The sequence below is a fragment of the Actinomadura roseirufa genome, assembly GCF_900659635.1.
Taxonomy (GTDB): domain Bacteria; phylum Actinomycetota; class Actinomycetes; order Streptosporangiales; family Streptosporangiaceae; genus Spirillospora; species Spirillospora roseirufa.
The window spans coordinates 21766-46549 of the sequence record NZ_CAACVB010000019.1 but is presented as its reverse complement, the minus strand read 5'-3'; the positions used below and the strand labels follow the sequence as shown (position 1 = coordinate 46549).

27 protein-coding genes are annotated in these 24784 nt (G+C 72.0%); 11 read left to right on the top strand and 16 right to left on the bottom strand.

Annotated features, from left to right (window positions below; translation table 11 throughout):
• Both E1291_RS06695 and E1291_RS06690 read right to left on the bottom strand, forming a co-directional pair.
• The gene (locus tag E1291_RS06695) at positions 1-525 is read right to left on the bottom strand and encodes a DUF6879 family protein (RefSeq protein WP_131736842.1); all 525 of its coding nucleotides are present in this window, start codon (positions 523-525) and stop codon (positions 1-3) included.
• Positions 500-751, bottom strand: a complete 252-nt coding sequence (locus E1291_RS06690) for a hypothetical protein (RefSeq protein ID WP_131736841.1) — start codon at positions 749-751, stop codon at positions 500-502. The genes E1291_RS06695 and E1291_RS06690 overlap by 26 nt, the downstream gene beginning before the upstream one ends.
• Positions 752-1031: 280 nt before the next feature.
• Between E1291_RS06690 and E1291_RS06685 the strand changes: the two genes are divergently transcribed.
• Complete coding sequence (locus E1291_RS06685; protein ID WP_207400597.1) at positions 1032-1928, top strand: LysR family transcriptional regulator; 897 nt, start codon at positions 1032-1034, stop codon at positions 1926-1928.
• 130 nt (positions 1929-2058) lie between these two features.
• Positions 2059-3165, top strand: coding sequence for an FAD-dependent oxidoreductase (locus E1291_RS06680; RefSeq protein WP_131736839.1), 1107 nt, complete (start codon positions 2059-2061; stop codon positions 3163-3165).
• Here the strand turns inward: E1291_RS06680 and E1291_RS06675 are convergent.
• On the bottom strand, positions 3158-4132 hold the full coding sequence (locus tag E1291_RS06675) for a helix-turn-helix transcriptional regulator (protein WP_131736838.1): 975 nt from the start codon (positions 4130-4132) through the stop codon (positions 3158-3160). The two genes, E1291_RS06680 and E1291_RS06675, sit on opposite strands and share 8 nt — an antisense overlap.
• A gap of 85 nt (positions 4133-4217) precedes the next feature.
• Between E1291_RS06675 and E1291_RS06670 the strand changes: the two genes are divergently transcribed.
• Entirely contained in the window at positions 4218-4679 is a 462-nt protein-coding gene (locus E1291_RS06670; protein ID WP_242613981.1) for a pyridoxamine 5'-phosphate oxidase family protein, read from the top strand.
• A gap of 47 nt (positions 4680-4726) precedes the next feature.
• On the opposite strand, the gene E1291_RS06665 is transcribed toward E1291_RS06670, so the two are convergent.
• A complete protein-coding gene (locus E1291_RS06665; protein WP_131736837.1) occupies positions 4727-7027 on the bottom strand; it encodes an ATP-binding cassette domain-containing protein in 2301 nt (766 codons plus the stop codon).
• Positions 7028-7112: 85 nt separating this feature from the next.
• Between E1291_RS06665 and E1291_RS06660 the strand changes: the two genes are divergently transcribed.
• Positions 7113-7904, top strand: a complete 792-nt coding sequence (locus E1291_RS06660) for a TetR/AcrR family transcriptional regulator C-terminal domain-containing protein (protein ID WP_131736836.1) — start codon at positions 7113-7115, stop codon at positions 7902-7904.
• Positions 7905-7958: 54 nt separating this feature from the next.
• On the opposite strand, the gene E1291_RS06655 is transcribed toward E1291_RS06660, so the two are convergent.
• The 4 genes from E1291_RS06655 to E1291_RS06640 all read right to left on the bottom strand — a co-directional run bounded on the left by E1291_RS06655 (position 7959) and on the right by E1291_RS06640 (position 13621).
• Positions 7959-9242 (bottom strand): serine hydrolase domain-containing protein, encoded by a 1284-nt coding sequence (locus E1291_RS06655; protein WP_165494985.1) that lies wholly within the window; start codon positions 9240-9242, stop codon positions 7959-7961.
• Positions 9243-9535: 293 nt separating this feature from the next.
• Positions 9536-10210: a response regulator transcription factor gene (locus E1291_RS06650; RefSeq protein ID WP_131736834.1), complete on the bottom strand. Its 675-nt coding sequence runs from the start codon at positions 10208-10210 to the stop codon at positions 9536-9538.
• Positions 10207-11439 (bottom strand): sensor histidine kinase, encoded by a 1233-nt coding sequence (locus E1291_RS06645; protein ID WP_131736833.1) that lies wholly within the window; start codon positions 11437-11439, stop codon positions 10207-10209. Before E1291_RS06645 ends, E1291_RS06650 begins: the two co-directional genes overlap by 4 nt.
• A gap of 7 nt (positions 11440-11446) precedes the next feature.
• Positions 11447-13621, bottom strand: coding sequence for an MMPL family transporter (locus tag E1291_RS06640; protein ID WP_242613980.1), 2175 nt, complete (start codon positions 13619-13621; stop codon positions 11447-11449).
• A gap of 485 nt (positions 13622-14106) precedes the next feature.
• On the opposite strand from E1291_RS06640, the gene E1291_RS06635 reads away from it, so the two are divergent.
• The 4 genes from E1291_RS06635 to E1291_RS06620 all read left to right on the top strand — a co-directional run bounded on the left by E1291_RS06635 (position 14107) and on the right by E1291_RS06620 (position 17909).
• A complete protein-coding gene (locus E1291_RS06635; protein ID WP_207400596.1) occupies positions 14107-14682 on the top strand; it encodes a M15 family metallopeptidase in 576 nt (191 codons plus the stop codon).
• 29 nt (positions 14683-14711) lie between these two features.
• Positions 14712-15407, top strand: a complete 696-nt coding sequence (locus E1291_RS06630; protein WP_131736831.1) for a response regulator transcription factor — start codon at positions 14712-14714, stop codon at positions 15405-15407.
• A 22-nt stretch (positions 15408-15429) separates the two neighbouring features.
• Positions 15430-16548: a sensor histidine kinase gene (locus E1291_RS06625; protein WP_278045236.1), complete on the top strand. Its 1119-nt coding sequence runs from the start codon at positions 15430-15432 to the stop codon at positions 16546-16548.
• A 197-nt stretch (positions 16549-16745) separates the two neighbouring features.
• The gene (locus tag E1291_RS06620; RefSeq protein WP_165494984.1) at positions 16746-17909 is read left to right on the top strand and encodes a serine hydrolase domain-containing protein; all 1164 of its coding nucleotides are present in this window, start codon (positions 16746-16748) and stop codon (positions 17907-17909) included.
• Between the two features lie 225 nt (positions 17910-18134).
• On the opposite strand, the gene E1291_RS06615 is transcribed toward E1291_RS06620, so the two are convergent.
• From E1291_RS06615 to E1291_RS43150, 8 genes are all read right to left on the bottom strand, one after another.
• The gene (locus tag E1291_RS06615) at positions 18135-18653 is read right to left on the bottom strand and encodes a dihydrofolate reductase family protein (RefSeq protein WP_131736829.1); all 519 of its coding nucleotides are present in this window, start codon (positions 18651-18653) and stop codon (positions 18135-18137) included.
• Positions 18654-18702: 49 nt separating this feature from the next.
• Positions 18703-20493: a complex I subunit 5 family protein gene (locus E1291_RS06610; protein WP_207400595.1), complete on the bottom strand. Its 1791-nt coding sequence runs from the start codon at positions 20491-20493 to the stop codon at positions 18703-18705.
• Positions 20490-20837, bottom strand: coding sequence for a sodium:proton antiporter (locus E1291_RS06605; protein ID WP_131736828.1), 348 nt, complete (start codon positions 20835-20837; stop codon positions 20490-20492). Before E1291_RS06605 ends, E1291_RS06610 begins: the two co-directional genes overlap by 4 nt.
• Positions 20834-21139 (bottom strand): MnhB domain-containing protein, encoded by a 306-nt coding sequence (locus tag E1291_RS43155; RefSeq protein WP_242613985.1) that lies wholly within the window; start codon positions 21137-21139, stop codon positions 20834-20836. The genes E1291_RS06605 and E1291_RS43155 overlap by 4 nt, the downstream gene beginning before the upstream one ends.
• 381 nt (positions 21140-21520) lie before the next feature.
• On the bottom strand, positions 21521-21865 hold the full coding sequence (locus tag E1291_RS06595; protein ID WP_242613979.1) for a hydrogenase subunit MbhD domain-containing protein: 345 nt from the start codon (positions 21863-21865) through the stop codon (positions 21521-21523).
• Positions 21858-22142 (bottom strand): monovalent cation/H(+) antiporter subunit G, encoded by a 285-nt coding sequence (locus E1291_RS06590; protein ID WP_131736827.1) that lies wholly within the window; start codon positions 22140-22142, stop codon positions 21858-21860. Before E1291_RS06590 ends, E1291_RS06595 begins: the two co-directional genes overlap by 8 nt.
• An 11-nt stretch (positions 22143-22153) precedes the next feature.
• Positions 22154-22405, bottom strand: a complete 252-nt coding sequence (locus E1291_RS06585; protein WP_131736826.1) for a monovalent cation/H+ antiporter complex subunit F — start codon at positions 22403-22405, stop codon at positions 22154-22156.
• Positions 22402-22974, bottom strand: a complete 573-nt coding sequence (locus tag E1291_RS43150; protein ID WP_207400594.1) for a hypothetical protein — start codon at positions 22972-22974, stop codon at positions 22402-22404. Before E1291_RS43150 ends, E1291_RS06585 begins: the two co-directional genes overlap by 4 nt.
• Before the next feature lie 114 nt (positions 22975-23088).
• Between E1291_RS43150 and E1291_RS06575 the strand changes: the two genes are divergently transcribed.
• From E1291_RS06575 to E1291_RS06565, 3 genes are all read left to right on the top strand, one after another.
• Positions 23089-23439: a hypothetical protein gene (locus E1291_RS06575; protein WP_131736825.1), complete on the top strand. Its 351-nt coding sequence runs from the start codon at positions 23089-23091 to the stop codon at positions 23437-23439.
• Between the two features lie 127 nt (positions 23440-23566).
• A complete protein-coding gene (gene gvpJ / locus E1291_RS06570; protein WP_131736824.1) occupies positions 23567-24010 on the top strand; it encodes a gas vesicle protein GvpJ in 444 nt (147 codons plus the stop codon).
• Entirely contained in the window at positions 24007-24783 is a 777-nt protein-coding gene (locus tag E1291_RS06565) for a GvpL/GvpF family gas vesicle protein (RefSeq protein WP_131736823.1), read from the top strand. Before gvpJ ends, E1291_RS06565 begins: the two co-directional genes overlap by 4 nt.
• Position 24784: the final 1 nt, after the last annotated feature.

Sequence of the window (24784 nt, the reverse complement as noted above, 5' to 3'; positions counted from 1 at the left end):
TCAGGCCGGCCGGTAGTCCGCGTGATCAACTCCGCGTTCCCATACCGCCTCGAACGCCGACGAGCAGAGCTTGACCACCGCCGAATCGGTGGTGACCTCCTTCTGCTGTGGCCGCCCGTCCCCGTCGAAATGATTCCACATGACCAACTCGCCATCGAAGAGCCAGAAATCGGTACCAGGAAGGCACAGATCGGCCGCTCGCCGCCTGGGTAGCCAGCGGACTAGCTCGCCTGCATGCACGTTGGTGAACGTGCCGTCATACTCGAATCGGATGTATTCGCTCACCGGCTCCGACACAATACGGGCGCGACGGAGCTGGACGCCACGCGCCGCGACATCTTGGACGAGGGAGAGCCACGGGCGCCACCATGAAGCCGGGTCGGTTGGGTCGTCTCGATGGCCGGCTTTCCACGCTGCGAACTCCTCGTCCTCTCGGTCCACGGCGTAACCGTCGCGCATCTCCAAGTGGACGGCACTGGATCGTGCTGACCGAAGGAGATCAGCGGGCGTCGGGACTGTCGTCATTCATCAACTCCACGAGTAGCGGCAGGAGGCGGCCCGGGATCCGAACTACTGCCTCGCCAGGCGGGATGTGGTGGCGTCCAGAGGTAGCCAGGAGTTCGGCCATCACCAGCGGGTCTTCCTCCTTCCATCCCTGCACGACGACGCTGTCATCGGTGTCGTCATGCCAGAGCGTAGGCGAGTCACCGTCCTTGCTCTCCGGGTCCTTGCCGAGGAAACGTAGTGCCACGGAGCCCTCCGCAGTCGGGGGTGTACCCAAAGATGGCCCACCCGGGGGCGACCACCATCACCCAGCATGGAAGCTCTGAGCAAGCCTCTGGATGCACAATGTGTCCTTGCGGTCTCACAGAATGTAAGGAGGTTTCGAAGCGGTCTTGGGCTTGCACCCGCCTGTGTGCAGGCAGGTTGGCCCGTGTGGGCCCGTGTGCGTTAACGTGCGCTTCTGGCCGGGCCGACCGGTCTCGCTCCAGACCAGGGCACCATCTCCCGGATTTTCAGTGCAACTGGACTTGAATCTGCTGATAGCGCTCGACGCGCTGCTTGAAGAGGGCAGCGTGGGGGGTGCCGCTGATCGGCTGGGGCTGTCGCAGCCGGCGGTGAGCCGGACCTTGGGGCGCATCCGCCGGGCGACCGGTGATCAGATCCTCGTGCGCTCGGGGCAGGTGATGCTGCCGACGCCGTACGCGATCGCGGTACGGGAACGGGTGCACGATCTCGTGGAGCAGGCGCAGGCGTTGCTCAGCCCGGTGCGCGAACTCGACCTCGCCGTTCTCGAGCGGACCTTCACCCTGCGCTGTCACGACGCCGTCACCGACGCCGCGGGGCCCGTGCTGCTGGGCGCCGTGCGGGCCGAGGCGCCCGGCGTGCGGCTGCGGTTCCTCGCCGAGCCCGTGGACGACACCGATGACCTGCGGTCGGGACGCGTCGACCTGGAGGTCTCGGCGGGTCACCGGCCGCGGCCGGAACTCCGCTCGGAGGTCGTCGGCGCCGGCGGCCTGGTCGCGGTCCTGCGGACCGGGCACCCGATCACGGCGCTGACCTGGGAGAGTTATGCCGCCGCCGATCACGTCATCGTGTCGCGCCGCGGGCGGCTGCGCGACCCCGTCGACGACGTCCTGGAGGCGCGGGGTCTGGCCCGCCGTGTCGTGGCCTGCGTTCCCACCACGGCGGCGGCCCTCCGGCTGGTGGCGGCGGGCGACCTCGTGGCCGCCGTGCCCGCGATGGCGGCCGGGCCCGAAGCGGCGGCCCTCGGGCTGCGCGCCCTCTCGCTGCCGCTGGAACGGCGGCCGGTCCCGCTGGTGATGAGCTGGCACCGGCGGTACGACGGCGACGCGGCGCATACCTGGCTGCGATCGCGGGTCCGGCGGGCGGTCGGGTCCACCGGCCGACCCCCGGGTGGCGAGTGAAGCACCCCTGGCCTTCACCGCCTTTCCAACATGCGTCCGCGTTATATGGCACATCAACAATGTGCATTTGTAAGCGGCTCGCCGGGCTTTTACCGTTTGTGTCGACGGTACGAGAAAGGGTGGCGAGGGAATGCGCGTGATCATCGCGGGTGGGGGAATCGTCGGGCTGACGGCGGCGGTGGCCCTGGGCCGGACCGGGGCGGACGTCGTGGTCTGCGAGCAGGCCGGAGAGGTCCGCGCCGGTGGTGCGTCGATCGGGCTGTGGCGGAACGCCCTGGACGTTTTCGACGACATCGGCGCGGGCGATATGGCGAACGATTTGGGAACGCTCGTGTCGACCTGGTTCTACGACCCTTCTGGGCGGCCTTATCGCGCTCTCGGGTCCGGTGCCGCCGACCATGAGTTCCTGCTGCTGCCCCGCGCTCGGCTCACCGAGTCGCTGGCCGGCATGGTCGGTCCCTCGTCCCTGCGGCTCGGCCGCAAGGTCGTCGGCTTCGAGGAGGACGGTGACGGGGTCACCGTCCTCTTCCAGGACGGCACCGGCGAGCGCGCCGACCTCCTCGTGGGCGCCGACGGCGTTCACTCCCGGGTGCGGGACGGACTCGTCCCGGGATTCCCGGCGCGGGAGCATCGGGGGCACCACGCGTGGCGGGCGACGGTGCCGTCCGGGGACGAGCCGGCCGGGGGCAGCGTGCTGACCGTCGGCCGGCACCGCACACGGGGCGGCTTCGCCCGCACCCATGGCGGCCGGGTGATGTGGATGGTCAACCAGTTCGGCTGCGGGCCGCTGACGGGCACGGCGAAGGAACAGGCCCTCGCCCGGGCCGGCCACCTGAGCGACGGCCGGTGGAACGAGGCGCTGACGAAGCTGATCGAGTCGACTCCGGACGAGGCGATCCTGCACGACCAGATCATGCGCGTGCCGCCGCTGCCGCGCTGGACGTCCGGGCGCGTGGTCCTGGCCGGCGACGCCGCGCACGGCCTGTCGCCGCACATCGCGGCGGGCGGGACGCTCGGCGTCGAGGACGTCGGCGTGCTCGTCCGCGCCCTCGCCCGGTACCCCTCACAGGGAGCCGCGCTCAAGGCGTACGAGGCGGATCGTCTGTCCCGTTTCGAGCGGGTACGAGAGTTCTCCGACGCCGTCGAGGGAGCCGGCGGGCCGGAGGACTACGCACGGCACTACGCGGCGTTCAGCCGGTGGATGCTCACCGGGCGGACCGCCGCCGGCCTCACCTGAACGACGCGGTCGCGGCGGACGCGCGACGGGCGATGGTGTCCAGGTGAACGGCCAGCTCGGGCGGGTCGAGCAGGGTGTAGTCGACGTCCAGCAGCGTGACCCGGTAGGCGAGGAACCGCATCGAGTCGGACTGGGTGTGCAGCAGGCACGACCGATCGTCCACCGGTTCCAGGACGCCCTGCCAGGCGGTGACCCGAGCCGACGCCTCCTCGACCGGGACGTGCAGGCGCACCCGTGCCCGTATGGTGCCCGACCCGCCCGCCAGCGCGTCCATCGCCCACGTGACCGCGTCGGCGCCGCCCGGCAGCTCGCGGGGCGGGAGGCGGACACCGGTGCGGTGCGGCTCGGTGACGCGGTCCACCCGGAACAGGCGCCAGTCCGCCCTGTCCTCGTCGAAGGCCACCAGGTACCAGCGGCGGCCCGCGGCGACCAGCCGGTGCGGCTGGACGACGCGCCGCGCGGTGGCGCCGTCGGCGCGGGTGTGGCCGAACCGCGTCCGCTCGTGGGCGACGCAGGCGGCCGCCAGCGCGGCGAGGACGCCGGGGTCGGCGGGTGGGACGCCGCCGTCCCGCGCGGGGAGCGCGACCGCCGCCTCGGTCAGTGCCGCCACTCGATGCCGCAGCCGGTGCGGGAGGACCTGCTCCAGCTTGGCCAGGGCCCGCGGCGACGCGTCCTCGATGCCCGAGACCGCGTTGGCGGCGGCGGTGCGGAGCCCCAGGGCGATGGCGACGGCCTCTTCGTCGTCAAGGAGCAGCGGCGGCATCGCCGTGCCCGCGGTGAGCCGGTATCCGCCGGTGTTGCCGCGCGTGGCGTGGACGGGATAGCCCAGCTCGCGCAGCCGGTCGACGTCGCGCCTGACGGTGCGGGCGGTGACGCCCAGCCGTTCGGCAAGCTCGGCGCCCGGCCACTCGCGAGAGGTCTGCAGGAGGGACAGCAGCCGGAGCAGCCGTCCGGACGGATCGCGCATGCCCTCCATTCTGCGGGGCCGGCCTGTCACGTCCACCTGCGGGAACGGGTCATGCTGGTGGACCAGTACTCGATCAGGAAGGCCGATGCCCATGACCCCGCCCGCGCGGACGTTCGAGGAGCGCAAGAAGGACGTGCTCCACCGGCTCGACCACGATGTCGACGCATGGGTGGCGACGGCCGACCCGGCGACCGGCACGCCCTACATGGTGCCGCTGTCGTTCCTGTGGGACGGCGAGACGCTGCTCATCGCCACGCCCGCCGCGAGTCCGACGGGCCGCAACCTGAGCGCCACCGGGCGGGTTCGGCTGGGCATCGGCCCGACGCGCGACGTGGTGCTCGTCGAGGGCACGGCGGACGCGACGCCGGCCGCGGAGATCCCGGAGGCCGTGGGGGAGGCGTTCGCGGCCAAGACCGGCTTCGACCCGCGCGACCTCGTCACGCCGTACCTGTACTTCCACGTGCGACCGCAACGGCTTCAGGCGTGGCGGGAGGCCAACGAGCTGGAGGGCCGCGACCTCATGCGCGACGGGCGCTGGGCGGCCTGACCGGCGTGCCGGAGCCGGCCGGACGGCGCGGCCCCGGCACGGGCCCCTCACGGCCCGGCGACGTAGTCGCGCAGGTGACGGGCGGTGAGCGAGTCGCCCCGGGCGACCAGGTCGGCGGGCGTGCCGGTGAACACGACCTCTCCGCCGTCGTGCCCGGCGCCGGGGCCGAGGTCGATGATCCAGTCCGCGTGCGCCATGACCGCCTGGTGGTGCTCGATCACGATGACGGAGCCGCCCGCGTCGACCAGCCGGTCCAGCAGGGCCAGGAGCTGGTCGACGTCGGCGAGGTGCAGGCCCGTGGTCGGCTCGTCCAGCACGTAGGTGGCGGCCTTCTCCGCCATGTGGATGGCCAGCTTGAGCCGCTGCCGCTCACCGCCGGAGAGGGTGGTGAGCGGCTGGCCGAGGCCCAGGTAACCGAGGCCGACCTCGGCGAGGCGGGTGAGGACGGCGCCCGCCTGCCCGGTGGTGAAGAACGCGCGGGCCTCGTCGACGGACATGGCCAGCACCTCGCTGATGTCCTTGCCCCGCAGCTTGTAGGTCAGCACCTCGGGCGTGTAGCGCTTGCCCTCGCACTCCTCGCAGACCGACGCGACTCCGGCCATCATCGCGAGGTCGGTGTAGACGAGGCCGATGCCCTTGCAGCGGGGGCAGGCGCCTTCGGAGTTGGCGCTGAACAGGGCGGCCTTGACGCCGTTGGCCTTGGCGAACGCCGTCCGGACGGAGTCGAGCAGGCCCGTGTAGGTGGCGGGGTTGCTGCGCCGCGACCCGCGGATGGGGGACTGGTCGACCACCACCACGCCGTCGCGTCCGGGCAGCGAGCCGTGGATCAGGGAGCTCTTGCCCGATCCGGCGACGCCGGTGACGACGGTGAGCACGCCGAGGGGGATCTCGACGTCCACGTCCTTGAGGTTGTGCAGGTTCGCCCCCTTGATCGCCAGCTGGCCGGCGGGCTCGCGGACGCGGTCGCGCAGCCTCGCGCGGTGGTCGAGATGGCGGCCGGTGAGCGTGCCGGACGCGCGGAGCCCGGCGAGGTCGCCGGCGAAGCACAGCCGCCCGCCCGCCGCGCCCGCGCCGGGACCCAGGTCGACGACGTGGTCGGCGATCGCGATCGTCTCCGGCTTGTGCTCCACGACCAGCACGGTGTTGCCCTTGTCGCGCAGGCGCAGCAGCAGGCCGTTCATCCGCTGGATGTCGTGGGGGTGCAGTCCGATGGTGGGCTCGTCGAAGACGTAGGTGACGTCGGTCAGGCTGGAGCCGAGGTGGCGGACCATCTTCACCCGCTGCGCCTCGCCGCCCGACAGGCTGGTGGACTCGCGGTCCAGGCTGAGGTACCCGAGGCCGATCTCGACGAGGGCGTCCAGGGTGTCGCCGAGCGTGGCCAGCAGCGGCGCGACCCGCTCGTCGTCGATGCCGCGGACGAACTCCGCCAGGTCGCTGATCTGCATCGCGGCGCAGTCGGCGATGTTGAGGCCGCCGATCCGGCTGCTCAGCGCCGCCGGGCCGAGCCGGGTCCCCTCGCACGCGCGGCAGGTGGAGAAGGTGACGGCCCGGTCCACGAAGGAGCGGATGTGGGGCTGCAACGACTCCTTGTCCTTGCTCAGGTAGAGCCGCTGGACCTTGACCAGCAGCCCCTCGTAGTTGGTGTTCAGCCCGCCCACCTTGATCTTCGTGGCCGGCTTGTTGAGCAGGTCGTCCCATTGCCCGGCCGTGTAGTCGCGGAGCTTGACGTCCGGGTCGAACAGCCCCGAACCGGCGATGAGCTTCCAGTACCAGGAGTCGACGGCGAAGTTCGGCACGGTGATCGCGCCCTCGTTCAGCGACAGGTCCCGGTCGAGGAGCCGGTCGACGTCGACGCTGGTGGCCCGGCCGAGCCCCTCGCATTCGGGGCACATGCCCTCGGCGTTGTTGAAGCTGAACGCCGTGGAGGTGCCGACGTGCGGGACGCCGAGCCGGCTGAAGATGATCCGCAGCATCGTGTGGGCGTCGGTGGCGGTGCCCACCGTGGAGCGCGAGTTCGCGCCCATCCGCTCCTGGTCGACGACGATCGCCGCGCTCAGGTTGCGCAGCGCGTCGACGTCCGGGCGGCCGAGGCTCGGCATGAACGACTGGACGAACGCGGTGTAGGTCTCGTTGATCAGGCGCTGGGACTCGGCGGCGATGGTGCCGAACACCAGGGACGACTTGCCCGATCCCGACACGCCGGTGAAGACGGTGAGGCGCCGCTTGGGAAGGTCCAGGTCGAGGTCGGCGAGGTTGTTCTCCCGGGCGCCGCGGACCTCGATGACGTCGTGGCTGTCGGCCGCCGACCGGGTGGGCGTCGACCGGGTGGGCGTCGCTGGCTGGACCATCGTGCTCCTCGCTCCAGAGTTGATAAGCTTAGGGCGTAAAAGGATACTCGCGGAAAAATCAGTTTATGCCGTAAGGAGTCGTGGGTTGGTCGTCTTCGCCGGACAGGGCGACGCGCGCCGCTCGATGGACCTGCTGTGGAGCCCCCGCTCCCGGCCGCCGGGCCCCGGTCCGAAACCGGCGCTCAGCGTGGAGGTGATCGTGGCGACCGCGATCGCCGTCGCCGACGCCGAGGGCATGGCGGCGCTGTCGATGCGCGCGGTCGGCGAGCGGCTCGGCCGCACGGCGATGGCCCTGTACACCTACGTCCCGGGCAAGAGCGAGCTCGTCGACCTCATGTACGACCGTGCCCTGGCCGAACTGCCCGCGGACTACGACCTGAGCGCCGGGTGGAGAGCGGCGATCACGGCTTGGGCTGAAGACTCCTGGGCGTTCTACCTGCGCCATCCCTGGTTCCTCCAGGTCTCCCAGGCCCGGCCCGTCCTCGGCCCGAACGAGTACGGCGTCCTGGAGACGTTGTTGCGCGTCCTGGCCTCGACCGGGCTCGGCGCGGCGGACGTGCGGCGCGCGGTGGCGACGCTGGCGCACGTGGTGCGGGGCGCGGCGCAGACCGTCGCCGAGTCCCGGCAGGCGGCGCGGTCGACGGGCCTGTCGGAGGAGGAATGGTGGCACGGCCGCTCGGACGCCCTGCGGGACCTGGTCCCCGACTTCGTCGAGCGGTTCCCGACCGTGGCATGGCTCGACTCCGAGGGCGCGCCGTCCGTCCCGCCCGACGACGGCGTGCCCTATCTGGAGCACCTGGCGCGGCAGACCTTCGAGGGCGGCCTCGGGCTCGTCCTGGACGGCCTGGAGAAGGCCGTCGCCCAGATCGTCCCCTGACCGCTCCGAGGCCGCGTCGGCCTCCGACCGCGGCTCACGTCCCGGACGCTGCGATCAGGTGGTCCGATGCCAGACCCGCATGCGCCAGCGCAGGTAGCGGGGTGCGCCGGTGTCATCGGCGCCGAAGAACGCCACCGGGCCGATCGGGGTGGCGAAGGTGATGCGGTCCTGTGGGGTCAGTGTCAGTTCCGGGAGCCCGGGGCTGGTCGCGCGTAGTCCGCCTGCTTCGGCGGTGATGTCCAGCGTGCTGACATGCGAGGTGTAGCGGCCCGCGTAGCGACCGAGATCGGCGGGCGGGTCGGAGTCCTGTCGCGGGCCGGTCGCCGTGGCGGCTTCTCCGTCCAGCAGGAAGGAGACGGCGTTGGCGCCCTGGTCGGAGTTGGTCAGCACGACCAGGACGGTGTCGGCGGACGGGGTGGCCACAATGAGACCGGATTGGCCGGGGACCGCGCCACCGATGCGGACGCTGGGGACCGCGGGATCGTCCCACATCATCCAGCCGAGGCCCGCGCCGCGCATTCCGGCGACTCCGCCGGGAGCATGGGCGTGCAGGGTCCGCATGGACGCGGTGTCCGGGCCTTGCAGGTGCCGGGCGATGACGCGGGCGAGGTCGTGCGCGGTGGAGACCAGGGTGCCGCCGGCCGGGCCCAGCCCGCGTGAGCACATCGGGTGCGCGATCCGGTACGGCACCGGCTCCACCTGCTGGCCCTTGACCAGGTGCCCGCGGGCGGTGACGCCGTCGTCATGGGAGGCGTGTCCGGGAGCGAAGCAGGTGTCGGTGGTCGCGGCAGGGACTAGCACCTCGGCGCGTAGGGCCTCTTCGAAGGGCCTGCCGAGCACGACCTCCAGTACGCGACCGGCCAGGACGAAGCCCCCGTTGCAGTAGGAGAAGGTGGTGCCGGGCGTGAACAGCGTCCCCGCACCGGCCACGTGCTGCTGGACGTAGCGGGCGACACAGTCGTCCTCGTCGCCGACGTCGACGAAGACATCCGCGGCGTCCAGGCCGCAGGAGTGCGAGATCAGATGCCGCACGCGCAGGGCCTCGTCCCATGGGCCGGGGACGAACCGGCCGACCGGGTCGTCCAGGCTGAGCCGTCCGTCGGCGGCGCACGCGGTCACCAGGCCCGCGGTGAGCAGCTTGGTGATCGATCCCGGCCGGAAGCGGGTGCTGGAGGTGACCGCCCGTCCGGTCTGCGCGTCCGCCGTCCCGGCGGCCCCCAGCCCGATCCGGCCGTCCGCGATCGCGGCGACCTGGACGCCGGGCACCTGAGGCAGAGCGGCCAGCCGCTCGGCCGTCGCCTGCACGTCGCCGGCCAGTCCGACCAGGGCATCACGCATGGGGTTATGGATGGGGTTAGTCATGGGGGTATATTGTGCGTGATCATGAGAAAAGTCAACGTGTACGGCCCCGGAGTCCAAGCCCGGACAGCAGGGAGCACACCTTGCACCAGCCCGCTGCGTTCCGGCATCGACGCCGTCGTGGTCGCTCAGTTGATAGTTCGTCCTGCAGCGGATGTCTTCCATCAGCAGGGTGCGGGCCTGCCCAATAGGGCAGACGGGCGTGACCGGAGAGGTCGCAGGGGCCGTGATGCCCCCACGAGGTTTCCGGCGTTCTCCGGCGTGCCTGCCAACTAGCCGCTGTCGGGGGAGGGGCGGGCCAGGCCCGTTTGGTAGGCGATGACGACGAGTTGGGCGCGGTCGCGGGCGTCCAGTTTCGTCATCGCGCGCTGCACATGAGCGCGGACGGTGAAGGGGCTGAGGAACATGCGCTCGGCGATCTCCTGGTTGGACAGGCCGGTCGCGACCAGGGCCACCATCTCGCGTTCGCGCGGGGTGAGCACGGCGAGCCGTTCGGGGTGGTGCGGCGGAGCGTCGGGTGTGGCCAGGAAACGGGCGACCAGGGAGCGGGTCGCGGCGGGGGACAGGAGAGTGTCGCCGTCGGCGATGGTCCGCACGGCGTCCAGCAGGTCCTCGGCCCCGATGCCCTTGCCGATGAAGCCGCCGGCCCCCGCGCGCAGCGCCTGGGCGACGTACTCGTCGGTCTCGTAGGTGGTGAGGATCAGGATGCGGCTGGCGCGCAGCTCCGGGTCCGCGCAGATCTCGGACGTGGCGGTGAGGCCGTCCACCTCGGGCATGCGGATGTCCATGATCACCACGTCCGGGCGCAGCTCCCGGGTGAGCCTCACCGCCTCCCGGCCGTCGCCGGCCTCGCCGACCACGGTGATGTCGTCGGCGGTGTCGAGGAGCATCCGGAAGGCATCGCGCAGCAGGGCCTGATCGTCGGCGAGCAGCACGCGGAGCGTCATGGCGTGTCCCCGGCGGTCTTCTGCGTCGTCACCTTGACGGGCGGAAGGGGCAGCTGGGTGGAGACGAGGAAGCCGCCCTCGGGGCGACTGCCCGCGGAGAGGTGTCCTCCGACCGCGGTGGCCCGTTCACGCATCCCGATCAAGCCGTAACCGGGCGGACGATCCGGCCCCGTGGACGCGGTCGGCGCCGTGCGGGCGTCCCCTCCGTCGTCGGCGACGGTGATGGTCACGCGGTCGCGGCTCCAGGCGAAGCGCACGCGGGCGCTACCGCTACCGGCGTGCTTGGTCACGTTGGTCAGGGCCTCCTGGACGATGCGGTAGGCGGTGAGGTCCACTCCCGGTGGCAGCGGCCTGACCGTGCCCTCCTGGTGGACCGACACCTCAAGTCCCGCGCGGCGGAAGGATTCGAGGAGCGTGGGAAGGCGGGACAGCCCCGGCGCCGGTTCGGCGGGCGCGGCCGCGTCCCCCGACTGGCGCAGCAGGCCGACCGTGGCCCGCAGGTCGTCGAGCGCGTCGCCGGTGGTCTGGACGAGCTCCCCCAGGCTCTTGCGGGTCTGCTCGGGACGGGTGTCGAAGAGGTGGGCCGCGACCGTGGCCTGCGCGTTGGCAAGGGTGATCTGATGGGCCACGAGGTCGTGCAGTTCCCGGGCGATGCGCACCCGTTCCTCGGCCACTCTCCGGCGCGCCTCGCCGTCCCGGCTCTCCTCGGCCCGCCGGGCCCGTTCCTCCACGGCCGAGAGGTAGGCACGCCGGTTCCGCGTCGAGTGACCGAGGACGCCGGCGATCAGCGGGAACGCCGCCACCGCGCCCAGCCTGCTCGCGTCCTGCCAGGAGAGGGCGCCGAAGAAGGGGGTGGACGCGACCATCAGGGCCGCGGAGGTGAGCGACACCGCGCTCGCCGCGCGCCGTTCGGTGCGCACGGCGAGCGAGTAGGCGGTGATCACGGCGGGCGCGACGATGAGCGGGCTCAGCAGGAGACCCGCGAGCGGCACCAGCACGCCGACCGCGGTCGTGGCCGCCATGGCGGCCAGCGGCGCCCGGTGCCGCAGCGGCAGCACGGCGCACGACACCACGGCGACGACGTAGGCGGCGGCGGGCGGGGCCGACAGCGTGTCGTCGACCCGGACCACTCCGCCGAGCAGGCAGAGCGCGAACGCCGTCGCCGTGATCGCCCCCTCCCGCCACCACATGCCGCGTGGTCGCGGGCCGCCGCCACCCGTGTTCGACATGGCCGCCTCAGCGTCCGCCGTGGGGGAGCCGCGCCGCGTCCGGCTCGGGGACGGAGGCGTGCCCGCTCAGTGCCTCACCCTCGATGTCCAAATTCGGGAGCACACGGTTCAGGTTACGGGGCAGCCACCAGGCCCGGTCACCGAGCAGAGCCAGGACCGCGGGCGCGATCGCCATCCGGACCACGAAGGCGTCGAAGGCGACGGCGGAGGCCAGGCCGACGCCCATCGTCTGGATGGTCGGGTTGTTCATCCCGACGAAACCGGTGAACACGCTGATCATGATGATCGCCGCCGCGGCCACCACGCGTCCGCTGTGCCGGAAACCGCTGACGATCGCCTCGCCGGGGGACGCGCCGTGGACGTGGGCCTCCCGCATCCGGGTGAGGAGGAAGACCTCGTAGTCCATGGCGAGGCCGAACACGATCCCGATGATGAGAACCGGCATCAGCGACATGACCGGTCCCGTCTGCTCGATGCCGGCCACGTCCGCTCCCCAGCCCCACTGGAAGACGGCGACGAGGACGCCGAAGGCCGCGCCCACCGACAGCAGGAAGCCGAGCGCGGCCTTGACCGGGACCAAGACCGAGCGGAAGACCACCATCAGCAGGAGCACCGCCAGGCCGATGACCACCGTCAGATAGGGGACGAGGGCGCCGGACATCGCTTCGGAGATGTCGATGTTCAACGCGGTGGTGCCGGTCACCAGGATGACGGCGCCCGTGTCGGCCTCCACACCCGAGGCCGCGCGCCGGATCGCGTGGACCAGGTCCTTGGTCTCGCCGCTGTTCGGCGCGGTCCGCGGGACGGCGGTGAGGACGGCGGTGTCCTTGGTCCGGCTGAGGACCGGCTCACCGACCGAGGCGACCCCGTCCACTCCCCGTACGGTCTTGGCGACCCGGTCCGTGGTGGCCCGGGCGTCCGCGGACTCCGGCATGTCCACGACGACGGTCAGCGGGCCGTTGAAGCCGGGGCCGAAGCCTTCTGACAGCAGGTCGTAGGCACGGCGCTGGGTGGTCTCCACCGACTTGGACTCGTCTCCGGGCAGCCCGAGTTCGAGACTCAGCGCCGGCAGCGCGACGGCACCGAGCCCGAGTACGGCGATCACCAGCACGGTCGTCGGACGGCGCAGCACGAACCGCGCCCAGCGGGTGCCGAGCCCAGGGCGGCCGGCGGCGGCCACCGGGTGCGGGTGCCCGCCTCCCGGCCGGGCGGCCTTGCGGACGGCGCGGGACAGGATCCGCCGGCCGGAGAAGCCGAACAGCGCGGGGACCATGGTCAGCGCGACGAGGACGGCGAGGGCCACGGCGCCCGCGCCGCCCATGCCCATCTTGGTGAGCTCGGGAATGCCGACGACCCCCAGCCCGACCAGGGCGATGAAAACGGTCGCGCCGGCGAAGACGACCGCGGACCCGGCCGTGCCCACCGCCCGTCCGGCGGCCTCCTCCGGCTCGCGGCCCTGGGCGCGCTCGTCGCGGAAACGGGAGGTGATGAAGAGCGCGTAGTCGATGCCGACCGCCAGCCCCAGCATCAGCGCCAGGATGGCGACCGTGGAGGTCAGGCCCAGCGGAACGGCCAGCGCGGAGACCAGGCCGAAGGCGATCGCCACGCCCAGGAAGGCGGTCAGCAGCGACAGCCCGGCCGCGACCAGCGACCCGAGGGTGAGGACGAGCACCACGGCCGCCACCACCACGCCGATGATCTCCGTCGTGCCGCCGGGCGACTCGTCCGAGTCCAGCGCCGAGCCGCCGATCTCCACGGTCAGCCCCGCGTCCCGGGCCCGGCCCGCGGCGTCCTCAAGAGCGCGTTTGGCCTGCTCGGTGAGGTCGACGGCGTCCGCGGTGTAGGTGATCGTGGAGTAGGCGATGGCGCCGTCCTCGCTGACGGCGCCGGTCTCGTAGGGGTCGGTGGCCGAGGCGACCTGATCGCCCCCCTTGAGTGAGCGGAGCGCGTTCGTGACGGCCGCCTTGTTCTCCATGGCCGTCACCCGCTGGCCGTCCGGGGCCCGGAACACCAGGCGGGCCTCGGCGCCTTGGGAGTTGCTTTGGGGGAAACGCTCGTCCAGCAGGTCGAACGCCTTCTGCGACTCGGTGCCGGGCATGGAGAGGTCCTCGTCCTGCCCGGACGGCGCCATGGCGGCGGCGATCCCGGCCAGCAGCAGGACACCCAGCCACAGAGCGGTCACGAGCCGGCGACGCCGGAAGGCCCACCGCCCGATCCGATAAAGAAACGCTGCCACTTGCTGATCACTCCAGACGCCGTCGGGCAAGGGGAATGCGCGAGATTCGCGCGCCTCCCACACTTCCCTCGGGTGCCCCGCCGGGCATCGTCCCCGGCCGCCGTCTTCCCCTGGTGCACCCTGACCGGCCGCTCCCGTGTCCTGGTGCTCTCGCACTAGGCCCACTGGGGCCATTTCACCGTCGGCGTGCCAGTCCCCGAACGCCGGTGGTTTCGCGGGCATATGGAAAAACCCATACGCCGGCGCAACGGTCTTCCGTCTTCCGTGGACGCATGAACCACAGTGCATTCCGGTCGGCGTCGGCCGTTCACGGGCACGATCCCGTGCCCGTCGGTTCGGCGATCCTCGGCGCGGTGATCGCCGGCCCCCATGCCCGCCCGCCTCTCGCCGACCGAGGTCCCGCGCACGGCCCGACCCTTCGGGGGTGAGCCGTGACGATTCCACGCTCGGCGCTCAAGACGCGTGTCCTGGCGGCCCTCACCCGGCTGATCGCGGTGCCGCTGGTGCCGGTCGCCTTCTGCCGCGCTCCCGGCCGCGCCCGCTTCCTGGCCTGCCAGTGGGCGCTGGGCCTGCGCTTTCCCGCCGAGGACCTCCGCGGGCTGGCACCGGAAACGCTGACGGCGTTCACGCACGCGCGGGCGGAGGCGTTCTGGCGCGACGGCCAGCTGATCGGCCTCACCTCGGGATATCGCGACGCGGCGGAACAGCACCGGATCTTCACCGAGGAGGTTCGGCGCACCGGCTCGGTGGCCGCGGCGCGGCGCCGGGTGCTGCCGCCCGAGGAGTCGGGCCATGTGCGAGGGTTCGCGCTCGACGTCCGCCCGGCCGAGGGCGCGCGGTGGCTCGAAGAGCACGGCGGCCGGTACGGGCTTTACCGCATCTACGGCAACGAATGGTGGCACTTCGAGTACCGCACGGTCGAGCCGGTCCGGCTGCCGCATCCGTCCTCGACCAGGCGGGCGCCATGCCGGCGATGCCGATCGACGTGCCCGGACTGCATATGTTGACGATATGTCGTGTTGTTTAGGCTTCGGGCATGCGCGTGCTGATCGTGGAGGACGAACCGTTCCTGGCCGAGGCGGTCCGTGACGGCCTGCGGCTGGAGGCGATCGCCGCCGACATCGCCGGCGACGGCGACACCGCCCTGGAACTGCTGAGCGTCAACTCCTATGACCTGGCGGTCCTGGACCGTGACATCCCCGGCCCCTCGGGGGACGAGGTCGCCCGGCGGATCGTCGCCTCCGGCAGCGGCGTCCCGATCCTGATGCTCACCGCCGCCGACCGGATCGACGACAAGGCCTCGGGGTTCGGGCTCGGCGCCGACGACTACCTCACCAAGCCGTTCGAGCTCCGCGAGCTGGTGCTGCGGCTGCGGGCCCTGGACCGCCGGCGCGCCCATGCCCGGCCCCCGGTCCGCGAGATCGCGGGCCTGCGGGTCGACCCGTTCCGCCGCGAGGTCTTCCGCGACGGGCACCACGTCGCGCTCACCCGCAAGCAGTTCGCGGTGCTGGAGGTGCTGGTGGCGGCCGAGGGCGGTGTCGTCAGCGCCGAGGAGCTGCTGGAGCGGGCCTGGGACGCCAACGCCGATCCGTTCACCAACGCCGTCCGGATCACCGTCTCGGCTCTGCGCAAACGCCTGGGCCGGCCCTGGGTCATCGCCACCGTCCCCGGTGTCGGCTACCGCATCGACACCGGCACGGACACCACCGACGCAGGCGGCACCCGTGGATAGGCGTCCGGGGCTCAGCGTCCGGTTGAAACTGACCATCAGTTACGCCGGGTTCCTTTTCCTCGCCGGCGCTCTCCTGCTGGCCGTGGTCTGGGTGTATCTGTTGCGCTACGTACCCGACGGAGCGCTCGTGAACGACTGGGACCGCCACCCCGGGGCGCCGCCCCCTCCGCACATACCCAACCGCACCGACCTCCAGCGCGCCTTCGTCCCCCGTGCGGTCATGGCGATGGCGGTTCTGCTGCTGTTCGGCCTCGTGGGGGGATGGATTCTCGCCGGCCGGATGCTGGGACCACTCGCCCGCATCACCGACGCCGCACGCATGGCCGCCAACGGATCACTCACCCACCAGATCCGCCTTGAAGGCCCCAACGACGAATTCCGCGAACTCGCCGACGTCTTCGACGCCATGCTCCGGCAACTCAACGCCCACGTCGCCGAACAACAACGATTCGCCGCGAACGCCTCCCACGAACTGCGCACCCCGCTGGCCATCTCACGAACACTTCTGGACGTCGCCCGGAACGACCCCGGACGAGACCAAGGCGAACTCATCGAACGCCTTCACACCGTCAACACCCGCGCGATCGACCTCACCGAAGCCCTCCTGCTCCTCAGCCGCAGCAACCGCGGGACGTTCACGCGCGAACTCGTCGACCTGTCCCTCGTCGCCGAAGAAGCCACCGAGACACTCCTCCCCCTCGCCGAAAAGCGTCAGATCACCCTCAAGGTCACGGGTGAACCCACCCACGCCCTCGGATCCCCCGCACTGCTGCTGCGCATGGTGACCAACCTCGTCCAGAACGCCATCGTCCACAACCTCCCCACTGGCGGTACGGTGACGGTGCACACCCAAACACGCAATGGCGCCGGCGTCCTGCATGTCGAGAACACCGGCCACCGGCTCCCACTCGAACTGCTGCCCACCCTCACCGAACCCTTCCAACGCGGAACCCAACGCACGCACACAGGCGAACACGCCGGCGTCGGCCTCGGACTGGCCATCGTCCACAGCATCGTCCAAGCGCACCACGGCACCCTTCACCTCGCGCCCCGGCCCGACGGCGGCCTCCTCACCACCGTCCACCTCCCACAACGACCCACTGAAGCGACAAGCAGAAGGCCGCTCCACGACTTGCAGTGACCGGGCTGTCGCGATCACCTCCGCCGGGGCCCTCTCACTGCCCGCACGCGCCAGTTCCTTTATGCCGGGAGGCGTATATCGCGGGCGTATCAAAAAACGCATACGTCACCGCAACCGCCTTCCGTCTTCAGTAGAGGCATGGACCACGACGGTCCATGCCGAGGGCGTGGCGCCCCGGCTCCAAGAAGGAGCGCGTCGTGTCATACAGGAACATTCGTCCGCCGCTGAAAAGCGCCGGACTGGCCGCTGGTGTCGCCATTCTGATGCTGGCCCCCGCCGCGCCTGCCGCCGCCGACCCGCCGCAGGTCGGGAACGTCCAGGAGGCGATGGAGGAATTGGCCGGGGCTCATGGGGTCGTGGGCGCCGTCGGCGGGGCCTATGTCGACGGGAAACCCGTCGGGGCGGGGAGCGCCGGCTCCCGGTTGCTGGACGGCAAGGGCGGCAGCATCCCCGCGAGCGCGCGTTTCCGGATCGGCTCACAGACCAAGAAGATGGTGGCCACCGTCGTGCTCCAACTGGTCGGGGAGGGCAGGCTGGGCGTGGACGACAAGCTCGGCGACCTGCTGCCGGAGGTGGTGGAGAAGGATCTGGTGGAACGGGCCGGCGAGATCACGGTACGGCAGATGATCCGGCACACCTCCGGCATTCCCGACTGGTACGCCGCCAAGCCGAACCCGGACGGGACCGAGGGAGAAGACCCCTCGTTCGACGTGTTCGACTTCACGACCTACTACCGGCCGCTCGATGTGGTGAAGTGGAGCCGCCCCCGCCCCCGCACCGGGGAGCCGGGCGAGAAGTTCTCCTACTCCAACACCAACTACACCCTCCTCGGCCTGATCATCGAGCGGCTGACCGGCCACGACCTGGCCGCCGAGCTGCACGGGCGCCTGTTCGGCCCGCTCGGGATGACCAAGACCTACCTCCCGCTCAGGCCGCCGGAGGGCATCAAGGGGCCGCACGGCCACGGCTACTACCCGGACGCCGACGGCAGGCTGCGCGATGTGGACCGGTTCAACGCCAGCGTCGGAGGGGCGGCCGGAGGGGTGGTCTCCACTGCCCACGACATCAGCGCCTTCCAGCGGGCGTTCACCCAGGGCAAGCTGCTGTCGCCGGAGCTTCAGCGAGTCCTGACCGACCGGCTCCCCAGTGACTCCCAGCCTCGGGCCAAGATTCGCAGCCTTTGCAGCGACGACATCTACATCATGGGCGGGACCGCCCCCGGCTTCCTCGCCATGACCTTCTACACCGAAGACGGCCGCCGCCAGCTCGCGATCTCGGCGACCCTGAAGGGCAAGGACCTCGACGCCGCAGGCCAGGCCATGGGCAAGGCCATGGAGAGGATCTTCTGCCCATCGAGGTAGCGGCGCTCCGAGGCCCCTTCGCCCATGCCAGTCGCCCATGCAAGTCCGATGCGAACGTCAGCGCGGAGTGAGGCGACGAGACCACGGGCGAAGGGGCATCGTCCCGGCCGCCTGTCAGGTGTTCCCTCGTGTTGGTTTTGAGCCCGGTGCCGACTCAGAAGCCCGTCACCGAGACCTCCCGGAACAGGTCCCGGAACGTCCCCGGAGATTCCTCCCGTCGAGGCGTCAGCAGGCAGGGCAGGGGCAGACCACCAGTGTGGCACCGTCGTTGCGCCGGTCGGCGGGCCAGCGTGCGTCGATCTCGGCGGCCACGGTGAATCGGCATCGGAGTGTGGCCGACCGCGCCGGTGTGGAAGACGTCCATGCCGGCGCGGCACCATACACACGCATAGGCGGTCGCCGTTGACGACGCCGTCTACGTGCAGCGTCGCTGAGGTCCTTCACCAGTGTGTCCAGGTCGTGGTGCACCGTAATGCGGGGATCGGTGCCGAGACGAAGCCGTGTGCTGAGCACCACCACGCGCTTGTTCGTGAAGGGCCACGGCTTCAGTGTGCGCACTGCCTCGTAGGTGCCCCGTCCCATGACGAGGGTGTCGACGTCGGCGGCGAAGTCCGTGTAGCTGGCGTCCCAGGCCTCCTCGGCGCGTTCGGTGAGCCACAAGATGTCGCCGTCGGCGCGGGCGATGTATCCGTCCAGGCTCGTGGCCATGAAGGCCGCGGTGGTGAAGGGACGGTCGCTGGCCATGGGCGTCTCCAGGTGGTGAATGTCGATTCACCGACTCTAGGCCGTGCTGTCATAGGCCAGTGGTGAGCAGGGCGAGGACGGCGACCCCGAAGGCGAGCCAGGCCGCGTAGTCGCCCAGATGGCCTGAATGCAGAGCGTGCAGGCGCGCCGCACCGGCGTCCGTGACTCGCCGCAGGGCTTGCGCGGCCCTGGGGCTCGCCCGGCGGGTCGCCCGTGGCCGCACGGCGCAACCGGCGATGATCATCGCGAGGAGGAGGGTCAGGGCCGCGCTCACCAGCCCGGGGACCGTCCAGGGGTCGGCGGGCGCGACGTGGGGGTGGGGGACGTGCCCGTCCAGGACGAGCCCGGCGTAACCGCGCCGGTCGGTGAACATGGCGGCGGCCGATGCCATCGGGCCGCCCGGGATCAGGCCGGTCAGCAACGCCCCGGCCAGGAGGACGGCTCCGGGGGCGACCATGGTCCAGGGCAGGGAGGGCAGGAGCGTGCGGGTCTCGGCCTCCTCGTGTCCCTGCTCCGCCGTGCCGTCCGGGACGGGGTCCTCGGCGTCGCGGAACACCCTCAGCCACACGCGCAGGACGGCACCGGCGGTCAGCCCGGACACGGCGATCGAGAGCGGGGCGAACCACCACCAGCCCGCCTCCTCCGCGGCGTGCTCGGTGACCGAGTGCCCGGCCCACAGTCCCGAGGGCGGCAGCCCGGCCAGGACGAGCGCGCCGACCAGGAACGTCGCTCCGGTGACCGGCATGTCGCGGCCGCGTCCGCGCAGGTCGTGCTCGTCGACGGACTCGTGCCGGTTGAGCAGCGAACCCGCGGCGAGGAACAGGGCCCCCTTCGCGCCGGCGTGCCCGGCCAGGGAGTAGGCGGTGCCGGCGAGCGCGTCCGGCGTCCGCGCGGCGACGCCGACGAGCAGGAGGCCGACATGGCTGATCGTGGAGTAGGCGAGCATCCGCTTGATGTGCCGCTGCAGGAGGCACATCACCGCGCCGAGCAGCGCCGCGGCGGCGCCGAGCACGGCGATGGCGCGCAGCGGGACGAGCCCGGCGAAGGTGGACCAGTAGGTGCGGGCGACGCCGTACACGCCGAGCTCGACCATCACGCCGGAGAACAGGACGCACACGGGAGTGGGCGCGACGGCGTGGGCGTCGGCGAGCCAGAAATGGAACGGGACGGCGGCGGCCTTGACCAGGTAACCGGTACAGATGAGCACGAACGCGGCGGTGGCGAGGGCGTCGCCGCGGCCCGTCCCGGCGAGGTGGCGGCCGATGGCGGCCAGGCCCAGTTCCCCGGTGCGGGCGTAGATCAGGCCGATCCCGGCGAGGGTGAGGTAGGCGCCGAGCGAGGCGATGATCCCGAAGTTCAGCGCGCCGTGGACGGTCGGCGGCTCCTCGGAGCGGTAGCCGGTGAGCGCGAACGCCACGACGCTCATCAGCTCGAAGAACACGAACGCGTCGAACAGGTCGCCGGTGTACACGAAGGCGCACATGGCGGCCAGGAACAGCAGCACGAGCGTGTGGAAGATCGCCTGGACCTCGGTGAAGAAGCGCCAGGAGAAGACCAGCGCCCCGAGCGTGAGCACGGCCGTGGTGAGGGCGAGCCCGGCGGCGAGCGGATCGGCCACCAGGGGGATGCCGACGCCGCCTTCGGAGGGCCGCCACCCGCCGAGCCAGGTCACCTGGGCGCTGTGGGGGGAGCGGGCCAGCGTGAGGGTGGACAGCGCGATGACGGCGCAGACGGTGAGGACGGCCGCGACGTCCACGACGAGCCGCGGCAGCCACCGGCCGGCGGCGGCGAGCACGGCCGCGACGAGGACCGGCAGGGCGACGGTGAGCTGGAGGATCACGATTCCAGCGACCGCAGCTCACCGGGGTCCAGGGTGCCGCGGCGCCGGGCGACCTGGACGGCGAGGGCCAGCAGCAACGCGGTGACGGTGGCCCCCACGACGATGTCGGTGAGGGCCATGGCCTGGACGACGGGGTCGGTGACCGGGCGTCCGCCGGGGGAGCGGTCGGAGAACACCGGGGCGGTGGCGCCGGAGCGGTAGCCGATCGCCAGCAGCAGCACGTACGTGCCGGACTGCGTCACCGACAGGCACACCACGGCGTGGACGAGGTCGCGGCTGGTGACGATGCCGTAGACGCCCACGAGCATGATCCAGCCGGCGACGAGGTAGGGGAGGTGGCTCATGACGTCTCCGGGGGCTCGCGGACGAGCAGGGCCTGCTCGAAGAACTTGCCGAGGAGAAGAACGAGGGCGCAGCCGACCTCGGCGCCGACGGCGGCGTTCAGCTCGGGGACCCGCCCGGCCGCGGCCAGGCCGAGCGCGACGAAGATCCCCGCCGCGAGCGCCTCGGTGAACTCGAACGCCGGGATGGGGCGCAGCCGCTGCAGGGCGGGGTAGTCCCCGGCGAGGTAGAGCAGGTGGACGGCGGTGCCGAGCACGACCCCGCCCTGGAAGCCGCCGCCGGGCGACTGGGCGCCGTGGGCTATGAGGTAGACCCCGATGGTGAGGGGTGAGCGGCAGCAGCAGGTAGCCGACGATCCTCAGCGCGTCGGACACCTCCGCCGGACCGTGCCCGTGGGACGCGCCGTCGTCCTCCTCCTCCCGGTGGACGGCGCGCAGCAGCACCACGGCGCCGAGCGCGGACGCGAGCAGGATCAGCTCTTCGCCGATGGTGTCGAAGGCGCGCTGGTCGAAGTTGACCGAGGAGATGGTGTTGCTGGTGCCCCTCGCGAGCGCCGCCCGCACGGCCCGGTCGCCGTAGGGATGCGCGGCGCCGCCGAAGGACGGCAGGTCCAGGGCCCCGGCCGTGAAGAGGGCCGCGACGCCGGCCGCGCCGATCGCGAACAGCAGGACGCGGGGCCTCCTGGTCACCGGCGCTCTCCGTCCGCCGGTCCCGTGCCGGCGCCCGTGCCGGCGCCGTCCCCGGGGTCGCCGCCGGGCTCTGGGGCGTCGCGATGGCGGCGGGTGGCGTGCAGGGCGAGGACGACGATCAGCGGGACGACGACCGTGCCGACCCCGATCTGCGACATGGCGACGTCCGGTGCCTGCAGGATGAGGAAGAGCAGGCCGAGGACCAGCCCGTAGCCGGACAGGACGATCGCCTGCCGGGCCGGGTCGCGGGTGAGGACGACCGCGGTGGCCATGAGGGCGGCGAGCGCCAGGCCGGTGCCGATGAGGACGTCGGCGAGCGGGCCGGACAGCGCGTCATCCACGGGCCCTCCCGACGGCCTGGCCCGTCGTGACCACGGTCGCGGGCCCCGTGGCGGCGAGCAGCACCGCGATGACGGCGATCTTGGCGACGTCGTGCCAGGACGACCAGGGCCGAAGCGCGAGCCCGGCGAGCAGCACGGGCGCGGCGAGGACGGTGACCGGCGCGACCACGTGCAGGCGGCCGGCGGCGTCGCGGGTGAACGGCAGCCGCAGCCCGGTGGTCACGGCGACGGCGGCTCCGGCCCAGATCAGCACGTCGGAGAGGAGGGAGAGGCTCATCGGGGTCCCCGTCACAAGGTCCGGCTCAGGAACCGCGCGAACACCAGCGAACCGGCGAACGACAGCAATGCGAGCACGAGGGCGACGTCGAGGTAGGCGGGCCGGCCGTACGCGGCGGCCAGCAGGGTCAGCGCGAGCGTCACCAGTGGGCCGGTGACGATGAGCCCGGCGAGGCGGTCCACCGGGGTCCCGCGCAGCGTGGTCAGCAGCGCGGGCAGCAGCGCGCCGAGCATGAGGGCGAGGGCCGGCACGGCGATGCTCATGGCCGCTCCCCGTTCCCGTTCGCGGCGGCGCCCGTTTCCCGGGGGTCGGCGGAGCCGATGAGCCCGGCGTCCCGGAGGCCGCGCTCGAACGGTGAGGGGCGCGGGTCGAGGCGGTGGACGCGCAGCCTCTCGCGCCCGGGGTCGACGAGCCCGACATAGGTGCCGGGCGAGGTGGAGAGCAGGAGCGTGGCCGTGCCCCGGTTGGCCGGTCCGGGAGCGACGGCGAGCGGGCTCCAGCCGCCTTCCGGCGCTCCGCGCACGGTGAGGCGCGCGGTGTCGGACACGATCTGGGCGGGCAGCAGCGCCAGTGGGCGGACGAGCCGCGCGGGCGGGACGGGCCGTCCCCGGGGGCCGGTCCCGGGGGCCGTGGTGAGCAGGACGCGGCGCGCGGCGACGGCCGCCGCCGCACCGGCCGCCGCGGCGAGCGCGCCGACGGCGATCTCGCCGGGGGAGACGGCCGAGACCAGCGCCAGGTACACGGCCAGGAGAACCGTCCACCACGCCAGCGGCTCGGCCGCGGTCCGCGCGAGGCCGGGGCGCAGGTACCGGGCGGGCCGTGGCGTCGTCATGGTCTCTCGCATACCCCTCCGGACGGTTCCAACCGTGGGCTCCGTCGCGCCGGCATGTTTGCGCATGCCGAGCCGGGTAGACCGCCGTGCACACCCCCCCATGGAAGGAGCACGATGAAACCCCCCGAGGTACCGGGCGATGCCGCACGCGACACCGCGAAGAGCGCCGGACGCGCGGCCGGGACAGGGACGAAGGACGCCGCCCGGAAGGCCGGATCCGCCGGCCGGAAGGCCGGATCCGCCGGTGCGAGCGCCGGGAAGGCCGTCGAGCGCACGGCGAAGGACACGGCCGGGGGAGCGGCCCGGGCCGGTGCCCAGGTCGGTTCCCAGGTGACGGCGCTGCCGGGCCGGGTCGCCGGTCTCGCGCGGCTGGTGACCCTGCGGCGCCTGCTGCGCGCCGCGCCGGTGGTGGCGGCCGCGGGCGTGGCCGTGGCGGTCGGGCGGCGCGTGTCGCGGCGGCGCTGACCGCCCCGTCCGATCGTGGACCGAAACAGATCTTTCTGTTTAGGGAGATCGATATGGGTACGGGATGGCCCGAACATCCCCAACCCCGACATTCAACCCCCCCAATCCCCCGTGAGGAGTGGATGAGATGACTGGGCCGATCGCCCAGCAGACCTCGGGCACGAGCACTGTCCAGCGCGGCGGCTCCGGCAGCGGCCTGGCCGACGTCGTCGACCTGATCCTGGAGAAGGGTCTGGTCATCGACCTGTACGCCCGGGTGTCGCTGGTGGGGATCGAGATCCTCACCGTGGACGTCCGGATCGTCGTCGCCAGCGTGGACACGTACCTGCGGTTCGCCGAGGCCGTCAACCGGCTCGACATCGCCCATGACGGCACCTCCCAGGGGCTGCCGCAGTTCGTCGAGGGCATGCAGGAGTCAGGCGCCAAGAAGAAGACGAAGGGCGCGCTCGAAGGCGCGCAGGAACGGCTGAAGGAGACCTTCGGCTCCGGCGACTCCGACGAGTCGGACGAGGAAGAGGAACGGCGACCCGCGCGGCGCCGCTCGTCCGGCAAGAAGGAGGACGACGAATGACCACGCCACAGACCCCGGAGACCTCGGCCGTGCCGCAGTACGTCTACGGTGTGACCCGCGCCGGCGCGCGGCTCCCCGAGGACGTCACGGGCCTGGACGACCAGCCGGTGACCCTGGCCGGAGACGGCGGCCGGTGCGCCGCCGTGATCAGCGACCTGCCGCGCGAGCGGGCGCTCGGCGAGCGCGCCGACCTCGTGGCGCACCAGCGGGTGCTGAACACGCTGCTGGACGCCGGTCTCGTGGTGCTGCCGTTCCGGTTCGGCGCCGCGCTCGCCGACCGGGCGGCCGTGGAGAAGGAACTGCTGGCCGACAACGCCGAACGGCTCGGGCAGGTCCTCGACCAGCTGGAGGGCCGGCTGGAGATGCGCGTCAAGGCCACCTACGTCCAGGACGCCGTGCTCCGCGAGATCATGACCGGCGAGCCGGAGATCGCCGAGCTGGGCGCCCGGCTGCGCGAGGTCCCCGCGGACGCCGCCGACGCGGTCTACTACGACCGCGTCCGGCTCGGCGAGCTCATCGCGCAGGCGATGGAACGCCTGCGCGAGCGGGACGGGCAGGGACTGCTGGAGGCCGTCGCGCCCTCCGCCGAGGCGTTCGTCCGCAAGACGCCCGCCCGGGAGGAGGACGTGCTGGACGCGTCGTTCCTCGTCCAGGCGGACCGGCGGGCGGAGTTCGAGCAGGCGGTGGACAAGCTCGGGGAGACGCACGGCGAGCGCATCAAGGTCCGGCTCATCGGGCCGCTGCCGCCGTACGACTTCGTCCCGGAGGCATGAG

Excerpts from the sequence above, each read along its gene's own strand:
- E1291_RS06695 (WP_131736842.1), bottom strand. The coding sequence starts at position 525 with ATGACGACAGTCCCGACGCCCGCTGATCTCCTTCGGTCAGCACGATCC.
- E1291_RS06680 (WP_131736839.1), top strand. The coding sequence starts at position 2,059 with ATGCGCGTGATCATCGCGGGTGGGGGAATCGTCGGGCTGACGGCGGCG.
- E1291_RS06675 (WP_131736838.1), bottom strand. The coding sequence starts at position 4,132 with ATGCGCGATCCGTCCGGACGGCTGCTCCGGCTGCTGTCCCTCCTGCAG.
- E1291_RS06670 (WP_242613981.1), top strand. The coding sequence starts at position 4,218 with ATGCCCATGACCCCGCCCGCGCGGACGTTCGAGGAGCGCAAGAAGGAC.
- E1291_RS06665 (WP_131736837.1), bottom strand. The coding sequence starts at position 7,027 with ATGGTCCAGCCAGCGACGCCCACCCGGTCGACGCCCACCCGGTCGGCG.
- E1291_RS06655 (WP_165494985.1), bottom strand. The coding sequence starts at position 9,242 with ATGCGTGATGCCCTGGTCGGACTGGCCGGCGACGTGCAGGCGACGGCC.
- E1291_RS06650 (WP_131736834.1), bottom strand. The coding sequence starts at position 10,210 with ATGACGCTCCGCGTGCTGCTCGCCGACGATCAGGCCCTGCTGCGCGAT.
- E1291_RS06645 (WP_131736833.1), bottom strand. The coding sequence starts at position 11,439 with ATGTCGAACACGGGTGGCGGCGGCCCGCGACCACGCGGCATGTGGTGG.
- E1291_RS06630 (WP_131736831.1), top strand. The coding sequence starts at position 14,712 with ATGCGCGTGCTGATCGTGGAGGACGAACCGTTCCTGGCCGAGGCGGTC.
- E1291_RS06615 (WP_131736829.1), bottom strand. The coding sequence starts at position 18,653 with ATGGCCAGCGACCGTCCCTTCACCACCGCGGCCTTCATGGCCACGAGC.
- E1291_RS06605 (WP_131736828.1), bottom strand. The coding sequence starts at position 20,837 with ATGAGCCACCTCCCCTACCTCGTCGCCGGCTGGATCATGCTCGTGGGC.
- E1291_RS06590 (WP_131736827.1), bottom strand. The coding sequence starts at position 22,142 with ATGAGCCTCTCCCTCCTCTCCGACGTGCTGATCTGGGCCGGAGCCGCC.
- E1291_RS06585 (WP_131736826.1), bottom strand. The coding sequence starts at position 22,405 with ATGAGCATCGCCGTGCCGGCCCTCGCCCTCATGCTCGGCGCGCTGCTG.
- E1291_RS43150 (WP_207400594.1), bottom strand. The coding sequence starts at position 22,974 with ATGACGACGCCACGGCCCGCCCGGTACCTGCGCCCCGGCCTCGCGCGG.
- E1291_RS06575 (WP_131736825.1), top strand. The coding sequence starts at position 23,089 with ATGAAACCCCCCGAGGTACCGGGCGATGCCGCACGCGACACCGCGAAG.
- gvpJ (WP_131736824.1), top strand. The coding sequence starts at position 23,567 with ATGACTGGGCCGATCGCCCAGCAGACCTCGGGCACGAGCACTGTCCAG.
- E1291_RS06565 (WP_131736823.1), top strand. The coding sequence starts at position 24,007 with ATGACCACGCCACAGACCCCGGAGACCTCGGCCGTGCCGCAGTACGTC.